This is a genomic window from Paenibacillus tritici, from assembly GCF_013204885.1.
Taxonomy (GTDB): Bacteria; Bacillota; Bacilli; order Paenibacillales; family Paenibacillaceae; genus Paenibacillus_AQ; species Paenibacillus_AQ tritici.
Genome location: NZ_JABMKX010000035.1, coordinates 19,218 through 29,741, shown reverse-complemented (window position 1 = coordinate 29,741; position 10,524 = coordinate 19,218). Strand labels below are relative to the sequence as shown.

At 53.8% G+C, this 10,524-nt stretch carries 8 protein-coding genes; all 8 read right to left on the bottom strand.

The annotated features are described in order from the left end of the window. Positions 1 to 338: 338 nt before the first annotated feature. The 8 genes from ilvA to purM all read right to left on the bottom strand — a co-directional run bounded on the left by ilvA (position 339) and on the right by purM (position 9,968). Positions 339 to 1,601, bottom strand: a complete 1,263-nt coding sequence (gene ilvA, locus HQN87_RS31880; protein ID WP_173141360.1) for a threonine ammonia-lyase IlvA — start codon at positions 1,599 to 1,601, stop codon at positions 339 to 341. A gap of 232 nt (positions 1,602 to 1,833) precedes the next feature. After that, positions 1,834 to 2,322 carry a PadR family transcriptional regulator gene (locus HQN87_RS31875; RefSeq protein WP_301953251.1) on the bottom strand — a complete coding sequence of 163 codons (489 nt, stop codon included), beginning with the start codon at positions 2,320 to 2,322 and terminating at the stop codon, positions 1,834 to 1,836. 48 nt (positions 2,323 to 2,370) lie between these two features. Continuing rightward, a complete protein-coding gene (locus HQN87_RS31870) occupies positions 2,371 to 3,213 on the bottom strand; it encodes an NmrA family NAD(P)-binding protein (protein WP_173141359.1) in 843 nt (280 codons plus the stop codon). 159 nt (positions 3,214 to 3,372) lie between these two features. Next, entirely contained in the window at positions 3,373 to 4,689 is a 1,317-nt protein-coding gene (locus tag HQN87_RS31865) for an SEC-C metal-binding domain-containing protein (protein WP_173141358.1), read from the bottom strand. Between the two features lie 300 nt (positions 4,690 to 4,989). Continuing rightward, a complete protein-coding gene (gene purD, locus HQN87_RS31860; protein WP_173141357.1) occupies positions 4,990 to 6,255 on the bottom strand; it encodes a phosphoribosylamine--glycine ligase in 1,266 nt (421 codons plus the stop codon). A 23-nt stretch (positions 6,256 to 6,278) separates the two neighbouring features. Continuing rightward, positions 6,279 to 7,826 (bottom strand): bifunctional phosphoribosylaminoimidazolecarboxamide formyltransferase/IMP cyclohydrolase, encoded by a 1,548-nt coding sequence (gene purH / locus HQN87_RS31855; protein ID WP_173141356.1) that lies wholly within the window; start codon positions 7,824 to 7,826, stop codon positions 6,279 to 6,281. A gap of 487 nt (positions 7,827 to 8,313) precedes the next feature. After that, the gene (gene purN / locus HQN87_RS31850; RefSeq protein WP_173141355.1) at positions 8,314 to 8,928 is read right to left on the bottom strand and encodes a phosphoribosylglycinamide formyltransferase; all 615 of its coding nucleotides are present in this window, start codon (positions 8,926 to 8,928) and stop codon (positions 8,314 to 8,316) included. Beyond that, entirely contained in the window at positions 8,928 to 9,968 is a 1,041-nt protein-coding gene (purM, locus tag HQN87_RS31845; RefSeq protein WP_173141354.1) for a phosphoribosylformylglycinamidine cyclo-ligase, read from the bottom strand. The genes purN and purM overlap by 1 nt, the downstream gene beginning before the upstream one ends. Between the last annotated feature and the right edge of the window lie 556 nt (positions 9,969 to 10,524).

Here is a 10,524-nt window from a genome sequence, read left to right as displayed (position 1 = left end):
ACCTCTTGCGCGGCCTTCTCTCTCGTTCCCGTTAGCTTTCCCATTGGGTTCATCCTCCTCCTGTATTTAGTCTACATTTTTGTCGGGGAGGACTCCAACTTCTTTAGGGGGCTGTGGAGATTTAAGTGTTGTTTATCCAACTGCTTCCCCGGCAGGATTCATCCGTCCATCAGTAAGTGGAGTAAATCCAATTAATCTCGTTCCACGCCGCATGACTAGTCCCATCCAACAAGAAAGACCCGCCCACAGGAACCCTGGGCGGGTCTTCTTGTTATTCTAGAAGCTGCGTTTGCCGCTGCATTGCCGTTGCCTAACGATCCGCATACAAACCCGGCGAATCAGATCAGCATACTGAACAGATTGACATCCTTGTTGATCTCTACGTAATCCACGCCCTTTTGCTTCATCCGCTCAATCAGCGGGGTGTAGGCATCGGTAGACATCAGCTCAATGCCCACCAGTGCGGGGCCGTTCTCCTTCTCGTTCTTCTTCGTGTACTCAAACCGGGTGATGTCATCGTCGGGTCCCACCACCTCGGTCAGGAATTCACGCAGGGCACCCGCGCGCTGCGGGAAGTTAACCATGAAGTAATGCTTAAGGCCTTCGTAGATCAGGGAACGCTCCTTGATCTCCTGCATCCGGTCAATATCGTTGTTGCCGCCGCTGACGATACAGACTACACTTTTGCCGCGGATCTGGTCAGCGTACATATCCAGCGCCGCAATCGGAAGCGAACCGGCCGGCTCCACAACAATCGCATTCTCGTTATACAGCTCCAGTATGGTGGTACAAGCCTTGCCCTCCGGTACCTTCACCACATCATCGAGAAGACGCGAACAGATATCGAAGGTTAATCCGCCGACTCGCTTCACCGCTGCCCCGTCCACGAACTTGTTAATCTCCTTCAGGGTGATGACCTCACCACTCTGCATCGCTTCGCTCATAGAAGCTGCTCCGGTCGGTTCCACTCCGATAACCTTAGTCGCCGGGCTTACCGTCTTCACATAGGTGGCAACACCGGCCGCCAGCCCCCCGCCGCCAATCGTGACGAACACGAAGTCCGCAGGCTTGTCCAGGCTCTCCATAATCTCCATGGCGATAGTACCGTTACCGGCAATAATGCGCGGCTCATCGAACGGGTGAATCAGCGTCATGCTATAGTCAATGCAGGCCTGCAGTGCTTCATCGTAAGCATCGTCGAAGGTATCGCCCTTCAGAATGACCTCTACGAATTCACCGCCGAAACGCCGGACCTGCTTAATCTTCTGATTCGGTGTAGTGCTGGGCATGAAGATCTTGCCCTTGATGCCGAGTGCCTTGCAGGAATAAGCCACCCCCTGGGCATGATTCCCCGCGCTTGCGCAGACAATGCCCCGGGTTCTGTCTTCTTCGGACAGACTGCGGATCATGTTGTAGGCTCCCCGAATTTTGAAGGAGCGCACAATCTGCAGATCCTCGCGTTTCAAATACACATTGCAGCCGTATTTAGCCGACAATACCGCGTCCAGCTGGAGCGGCGTACGGACGATAACCTCCCGCAGCACATGGTGTGCGCGTACAATATCTTCCATTCCTACGATCCGGTTTTCGCCTTCTCTCATTTTTTCCCCGCCTCACTGTCTCTTTCTTATCGTTTCGCTTCTTGTAACATACTCTTCCAGAGACATTTTTTCAACCCTTGTCCTCTTCACACAACACAGCATCCACTACTGGTGGATCATGTCAGGTTATTTGCACACCAAAACTCCCTTGTATCTGCCGTATTCAGCAAACAAAAGGGAGTATGAGCTCATACAACAATATTCAGTTCATAGGATCCGGGAGTACGCCGCCCTACTGCTCGAGCAGCTCCTGAAACCATTTCAGGTTCAATTCATGATGCGCTCTGACATTATTCATCATCGACTTTGCCGTCGCGTAGATCCTATCTTGCTTGGCATTCAGCGCCGAATCAATTTCAGCAATTTTGCGCCGTGTCTGCTCCATCTGTACCGCTACGGCCGACTTGAATTGCTCAGGATCATATTGGTGGGCAAACAGCGTGGTCATATAGAAGGTTAACGTAACATCATCCGTCTGCAGCGAGTATTTGGCCATCAGCACTTTGAAATGCTCCTCGCCCTGAGGTGTAATCTCGTAGATGTATTGTTCGGGATAGTTATTAACGCTAACGACTTCAACCAGCCGGACCAAGCCTTCATCCGCTAACTTCTGCAGGTTGTAATACAGCGATCCCTTCGTCATATGAACTAGATACCTGTAATCCCGTTCTTTGAAGACATTCAACAATTCATACGCGCTGGATGGTCCGCAATCCTTCAGCAGACCCAGTATTAATAAGGGTATAATAACAATTCCTCTTTCTATACATTATTGAAAATCACCGAGATGCTCCGCTATCCATTCTCTGAACGTATAAGGCTCCCGGCCAAGAATAGCCAGAACCGTGTCTGTCACGGCGAGCTTATGCTTCAGCGTATACTCCCAGTCCTGGACTCTAAGAGTAATGTACTCTTCAGCAATGTACTTGCTCATATAGGAACGGAAGTCATCAATGGTCTGCTCTTCCAGTTTAATTGCTTGTCCCAGTTGCTTAGAAATTTCGGTTAATATGTTCCGCTGGCTAAGAATATTCGCTCCTGTTAACGTCAAGACCTGCCCGGAGAATCTGTCAAAATCGGTAACAACCTCACTGATCACTTCAGCAATATCGGCTTCGTGCACACTGGCCAGCTTAGCCTCCAGGGCCGGTAACCGGATCGTCCCCTTATTGTATCTAAAAAGGTCCCTCCAGTAAATGGTATTATGCATGAAGGCCTCGGCCCGGATAAACACATACTGGAAGCCATACGCCTGAATCTGATCCTCGACCTTTTTATGTTTAATCGCATTCTCGTTGTAACCGGCATCCGAGCGGTTGATGGAGGCTGAGGATAAGAACACGATGTTCCGTACACCCTTGGCCCTAGCAGCCTGCAGAATCTCTTCAGCATCATCCAGAAGGATCAGGAACAAGGTCTCCACGCCGCGCAGACTGTCTGACCAGGCGCTGCAATTCTTGATATCGCCGGTAACAATCATCATACGATCTGTCCGGTCTGTTAACAGCTTCTCAGGGGTCCGGGTAAGGGCTTTGAATTCGGCATCCTTAAGCTTGAGGTAATGCATAACCCGATTTCCAACGGTTCCAGTTGCTCCAGTAATAAATAACATTACAAGGACCTCTTTTCCAGAAAATTAGTCTAATTAGACCACATGTCATAATATAGTCTAATTAGACTAAAATAGCAAGGATTATTATACAAAAAAACACAGCCCCGAAGGACTGTGTCAGCTATTTCATATTCAGATCATCACCAGATCAACTATATTCTATTGTTTCAGCATCCACTTGAGCAGGTCCGGCACACCCGCCCACAGACGCGAGTGCATAATAACATATTCAATCGCTTCATTGGAATCGCCCATTCCGACAAAATCCGGAAGATTATGCGGCAGCCGCTTCACACCCAGCAGGTAATCAGGCACATGCTTGTTCACTCCGCGGGCTACACGGTACAGCATTTTGAGCTGCGAGGTAATCCCGTTCTTCTTGAATTCCAGCACCATCCGGTCATAAGCAAAGGCTGCTGCGGCATCCTCTTCCCCGTAGTCCTTGATGATCCGTTCGGCTTCCTTCAGCTGGTTGCTGTACAGGTATACGGCGGTCAGCAGATAGCGGGCACCGGTATTATCATCCTGAGTAAGCTCCAGAATATGCTCCAGCATCTCTGCCGCTTCCTCCGCATTGCCGCCGAACCAGCAGGATTCTGCGTAGCTCTGGCAGATACGGATATATGGACGGGTCTCATACAGACCCCAGAAGTCCCCTTTGTTCTTCGTAAAATAAAGCTCGCCCAGCTCCCGTCTGCCTGCAGCGATTCCTGCCTTAAGAAGCTCCCGCGCATCCTGCTCCTTCTCCGATTCCTCGGCCAGAATAAGATAGGCCTCCGGGCTGTCCGGGTAGATCTCCAGTGCCTTCTCCGCCAGTTGAATCCGGCGTTTCGCAGAGTTCGCTTCCATAGCCTTGCCCAGCAGGGCCTGCGCCTTCTCCTTCGGTGTTCCCGGACCATTCAGTGCGATCAGCTCATCCGCTTCTCCGGCCATGCCGTATTCCTCGACATAGTTATATATTTCCTTCACCTTGCGGGAGATCGTAGCCGTCGTTATTTCGTATTTGTCAGCCAGCTCCGCCTGCGACAGCATGAAGCCGTATTCTTCGGACAACAGATATTCGATCGCCGCACAGAACGAGCCGGTCTTCTTCACCGCCGGCTTGGTCTGGCGGGAGAAGCCGTTCCACAGCACCAGCGCCTCCAGGATCAGCTCCCGGTCATACCGGTCTCTCATGCTCTCGATCAGCTCCAGCGCAAGCTGTTCATGGGCCGGATGCTCCCAGTTCAGCTCACGTGCCACCATCTTCTTCAGCTTAGGCAAAGTAAGCTTGCCGCCGGCAGCAGAGACAGCAGCCTCAGGAGCCGGCTGTTCCTGCCGGATTTCACCGGTTACAGCCACTTGCGCCGCTGCATCCTCTGTTGTTACCAGCCGCAGAATGGACTCCACCGCTGATTTTTCTTTGTCCAGGCAGCATTTCTTATATTTTTTCCCGCTTCCGCATGGGCATAAGTCATTTCTTCCTACCTTACTCAAAACCAATTCCCCCTTAAATCTGTAACTAAACATCCGCATCAGCATCGCTGATATCGTACTATTATAGCATTTCCCGGCACGAGGTTTTCCAGTTTCCTGCGTCTGCGGGAAATAGAAGGATAAGCGGTCAGGTGAAACCTATAGATTTTAAATTTTAAAAAAGGCCTTTCCATGAAAGGAAAGACCTTTTATCTGTATATATCCGCACATTTTCCCCCGTACGAGTTGTATTATAGCACTTCTCCTACAACTTGTCAGTCCTTTTTTGGGACTAATAGCACGAAATCCGGTACTTTATCCTCAGATCAGCGCCTTCATGGCAATGTCACTCCGGTGCTGCTTCCCGGGAAAAGTAATCTTCTCCGCACTCGCATAGGCCGCTGTACGTGCTTCGGCAATAGTCGCCCCCAGGCCCACCACACCAAGCACCCGGCCGCCGCTGGTTACCCAGCTGCCATCCTCACCGCGCGCAGTTCCGGCATGGAAGACCAGCGCAGCACCGTTATCCTCAAGGCCGCTGATCGGTACCCCCTTCGGATACGGTCCGGGATATCCCCCGGAGGCCAGAACAACGCAGACCGCCGCCTCATCGCTCCACTCCATCGGGATATCGGCAAGTCTGCCCTCGGTCACAGCGACGAAGATCTCCAGCAGATCGCTCCGCAGCCGGGGAAGAACGACCTGCGTCTCGGGATCACCGAACCGGGCATTGAATTCAATTGTCTTCGGCTTACCGTCCGGCGAGATCATCAGCCCTGCGAACAGCACCCCGCTGAAGGGGCGCCCCTCCGCCACCATGGCCTTCGCCGTCGGCTCGATGATCGTCTCCACCGCTTCACGGATAATGTCCTCAGCAATATGCGGGAGCGGGGAATATGTGCCCATGCCTCCCGTATTAGGTCCTTTATCGCCGTCGAATACAGGCTTATGGTCCTGGGCAGCAGCCATCGGACGCACGGTCTCTCCATCCACAAAGGCCAGAATCGACATCTCCTGCCCGGCCAGGAACTCTTCAATCACAACCTGTGCCCCGGCTTCGCCGAACACCTTGTCCACCATGATCTCCTGGAGTGCCTGCTCCGCTTCCTCCCGGGAATAGGCTACGGTCACGCCTTTGCCTGCCGCCAGCCCGTCCGCCTTAATCACAATCGGCAGCTCCCGGGTCCGCAGGTAAGCAAGTGCTGACCCGTAATCGCTGAATTTCTCGTAAGCTGCTGTCGGAATGTTGTACTTGTGCAGCAGATCCTTCATGAAGGTCTTGCTGCCCTCGATCTCTGCGGCGTTCTTCCGCGGGCCGAAGACAGGAATCCCCTGCGCTTCAAAGGCATCGACAATTCCCGCCGCCAGCGGATCATCCGGTCCGATGACCACCAGGCCAACCTCCCGTTCCTTGGCAAAAGCGGTCAGCTTATCGAACTCGAACACGCCAATCGGCACACATTCTGCAAGCTGCGCAATCCCGGCGTTGCCGGGTGCGCAGTAAATTTTACCGGCACGGGGACTGCGGGACAAGCTCCAGATGATCGCATGCTCGCGTCCGCCGCCGCCGACTACTAAAATATCCATAAGGCTCTGATCCTCCCAGCGTGCTAGTGTTTGAAGTGGCGTACGCCGGTGAAGACCATGGCAATACCGTATTCATTGGCAACCTTGATCGACTCCTCGTCCTTGATGGAGCCTCCAGGCTGGATCACTGCCGTAATTCCGGCCTTCGCGGCCATTTCCAGCGTATCGCCCATCGGGAAGAAGGCATCGGAAGCCAGTACAGAGCCCCGGGACTTCTCTCCGGCCTGTTCAATGGCAATCTTGGCGGCGCCGACACGGTTCATCTGTCCGGCACCCACGCCTACGGTCATATTATCAGCCGCCAGCACGATGGCGTTCGACTTCACATGCTTCACAACCTTCCAGCCGAACAGCAGCTGCTTCAGCTCTTCCTCTGTCGGCTTGCGGTCCGTTACGATCTGCAGCTCCTCAGGATTCACGGAGTGCACATCGCTCTCCTGCACTACCATTCCTCCTTCGATGGAGGTTACCACAAAGCTGCTCTTACGGGCTGCCGCTGTACTAAGGTTCCCGAGCTTAAGCAGGCGGATATTTTTTTTCTTGGTCAGAATGTCCAGCGCCTCGTCCGTGAAGCCCGGAGCCAGAACGATCTCAAGGAAAATATCCTTCAGCATATTAGCCGTATCGGCATCAATGATCCGGTTGGCTGCGACAATTCCGCCGAAGATGGAGGTGGGATCGGCATTGTAAGCCTTTTGATACGCTTCATAGACACTGGCGCCTACGCCTACTCCGCAAGGATTCATATGCTTAACCGCTACAACTGCCGGTTCTTCGAACTCTTTGACAATCTGGAGCGCCGCATTCGCATCGTTAATATTGTTGTAGGACAGCTCTTTGCCGTGCAGCTGCTCGGCAGCAGTAAGGGTATCCTGCGCCGCCAGCGGCTTGCGGTAGAACGCAGCCTTCTGATGCGGGTTCTCCCCGTAACGCAGATCCTGGATTTTCTCATAAGTTACAGTATAGCGCTCCGGCAGCGGTTCACCAGTGACATTCGCCAGATAATCAGCAATCAGGGCATCGTAAGCCGCCGTATGGCGGAAGACTTTGGCCGCAAGACGTTTGCGGGTGGCAAGGGTTGTATCTCCACCGGTGCGTACTTCTTCAAGCACATTCGCATAGTCAGCCGCATCGACCACCACACTGACAAAAGCATGGTTCTTCGCCGCAGAACGCAGCATGGTCGGTCCGCCGATATCAATGTTCTCGATGGCTTCCTCATACGACACATCCGGCTTGGCAATCGTCTCCGCGAACGGATACAGATTCACCACGACGAGGTCGATGTAATCAAGCCCGAGCTCCTTCATCTGCCGCGTATGCTCCTCATTGTCACGAACTGCAAGGAGGCCGCTGTGCACAGCCGGATGCAGGGTTTTGACCCGTCCGTCCATGATTTCAGGGAAGCCTGTAACATCGGAAATGCCAATGACCGGAACGCCTTCTTTAGCCAGAAGTGTGCTGGTACCGCCTGTGGAGATGATTTCTACGCCTAGTGCAGACAACTCGCGGCAAAAATCCACGATGCCCTGTTTGTCCGATACGCTGACCAGCGCTCTTTTGATACTCACTTTGAATAGTCCTCCTCTGGATTCACGCTAGATTATGGTGGCGGCTTATGATCGCAGGATCTTTGTCGCCGCTTGGCCCGTGCTTATAATTGAGTTCATAGTGTTTATGAGATAAGTGGATTTACGTCATTTAATTTCGGCTTATGATCAGTCAGATAGAAATTAGTTGGAAAATGTCCACTTAAATGCTGCAATATTCGATCTTCACTCTATACAAGCTTGATTTAGTTGTACTTTTTCCACTTACGTTCGGTTCAGTAGGGAAATCAGCCGGATTAGATGGAGAAAATCCACTTGCGTTACAGCAGGTCCTTACGCCAACAAACCAGTATTTTCGCCATTCCAGGCTGAACAGCACGTGATTTCGGCAAATTCCGAACTTTGTGCAATATTTCCCGAGAAATATCAGAAACAGCCGGGCTTGCCTGAAATGTCGAAATTTATCCGGGAATAGTGCGATGACAGGCAGGCATTCCTGTTGCTGCAATTAGTCGCCAAGAGTCGCCATTCTTCCATTCAATTTCACTTTACTGGCGGCCATAGCGGCCACCACTTCGGGATACAGGGCGTATTCCACCTGGTGGATACGTTCTGCGAGTGATTCGGCGGTATCTCCCGGGTTCACCTCAACGCTGCGCTGGGCAATCACCGGTCCGGTATCCATGCCGCCATCGACAAAATGCACCGTAACCCCCGTCAGCTTCACGCCGTATTCAAGCGCCTGACCGATGGCGTCTTTGCCGGCGAAGGCCGGCAGCAGCGAAGGATGGATGTTGATGATCCGTCCGGCATACGGCGCAAGCAACACGGGCGAGATCAGCCGCATGTACCCGGCCAGCACTACCAGCCCGATGTTCCGGCGCTGAAGCTCGGCTACAATCGCTGCTTCGTACTGCTCGCGGCCCGCGAAGTCCTTCGGCCGCAGCAGGAGGGCCGGAATTCCCGCTTCCTCTGCCCGCCGGGCCACAAGCGCTTCCGGTTTGTCCGAGACCAGCAGCTCAATCTGGCCCCCGCCCAGCCTGTTCTCCCGCTGCGCCTGGACCAGTGCAGCGAAATTGCTGCCCTGACCAGAGGCAAATACAGCGATCCGGCTCCACTCCATCAGACTTCAGCTCCTGTAAAGGTAACGATGCGTTCTCCTTCTGTTACCGTTCCGATCCGGTAAGCCTCTTCTCCACTGGCCTTCAGCAGCTCCAGCGCACGTTCCCCGTCCGCTTCTGCCACTACCAGCACCAGGCCCACTCCCATATTGAAGGTGGTGAACATGTCGCGGTTGCTCACGTTGCCCTTGCTCTGCATCAGGCTGAAGACCGGCTGAATCGGCCAGGAGCCGTAGTTAATCTCCACATTCACATGCTCCGGCAGTACGCGCGGAATGTTCTCAATGAAGCCTCCTCCGGTAATATGGGCCATCCCCTTGACCGGAAGCTGTTCCAGCAGGGCCAGCAGAGGCTTCACGTAGATCCGGGTCGGGGCCAGAAGAACGTCCACCAGCGGCGCCCCCAGCTCAGGTACTACCTCGTCCAAGCCGTATCCGTCTTCCTCCAGCAAAAGCTTGCGCACCAGCGAGAAGCCGTTGCTGTGAATCCCGCTCGACGCCAGGCCAATCACAATGTCTCCAGGAGCGATGTCCGCTCCCGTCACCAGCTTGGCCTTATCGGCCACACCTACGGTGAATCCGGCGATATCATATTCGCCTGCCGCATACATGCCCGGCATCTCGGCAGTCTCACCGCCGATCAGTGCGCAGCCTGCCTGATGGCAGCCTTCGGCGATTCCGGCCACGATCGCCTCAATCTTCTCCGGCACGACTTTGTCGCAGGCCAGATAGTCGAGGAAGAACAGCGGCTCTGCGCCCTGCACTACAATGTCATTCACGCACATGGCTACGGCATCAATGCCAATCGTGTCGTGGCGGTCCGCAGCGAACGCGATCTTCAGCTTCGTGCCTACTCCATCCGTTCCCGATACGAGGACCGGCTCCTCGTATTTGTCCTTATTCAGGCCAAACAGGGCGCCGAATCCGCCAAGCTCGGTCATTACTTCCGGACGGTACGTGCGCTTCACATGCTTCTTCATGCGTTCTACCGCTTCATTGCCAGCCGCAATATCCACTCCGGCGTTTTTATAAGCTTCCGACACTTTTGAGCACCTCATTTAAGTTAGTTTAGAGCGCGGTTCGGGGCGGCAGGGCATAGAGTGTGGTTTGTGGACGTTATTGCGATGGATATTTGGACCTCCGGCCGCTGTTATATTTGGATTTCCTTGATTTGAACCGCTGAACGCGGTAGAAATCCAAATATAAAGGCGGACGCTATCGCTCCTACAGTTCCAAAATCCCTCTCCATAACTTCCAAACCACCAAGTCAAAACCCTGCCGCAAGCCGAATTACGCGCCTTGCACTTGCAGCAGCAAGACCTCGGCGCTGTGGGCGAAGCCCAGCGCCTCCTAAGCCGATAGAACCCCCGACTTTGCGCAGCAAACAGGACGGGTTCTACAGGCTTCTGCGTACGGGGCGTAGCCCGTGCGCTCTCTTAGGCGACAGCCCCTCCGATTTTGCGACAGCAAACAGGGCAGGGGCGGGAGCTCCCTCCGCACGGGGCGAAGCCGTGCGCATCCTAGCCGGCGACAGAATCTCCGGATTTGCGCAGCAAACAGGACAGATTCTGGAGCCAAGGCCGGGCGGCCAGCATGCCG

Bases quoted from the DNA above. Each gene is read 5' to 3' on its own strand.
- purD (WP_173141357.1), bottom strand. From the start codon at position 6,255: ATGGATATTTTAGTAGTCGGCGGCGGCGGACGCGAGCATGCGATCATC.
- ilvA (WP_173141360.1), bottom strand. From the start codon at position 1,601: ATGAGAGAAGGCGAAAACCGGATCGTAGGAATGGAAGATATTGTACGC.
- HQN87_RS31870 (WP_173141359.1), bottom strand. From the start codon at position 3,213: ATGTTATTTATTACTGGAGCAACTGGAACCGTTGGAAATCGGGTTATG.
- purN (WP_173141355.1), bottom strand. From the start codon at position 8,928: ATGGAGTGGAGCCGGATCGCTGTATTTGCCTCTGGTCAGGGCAGCAAT.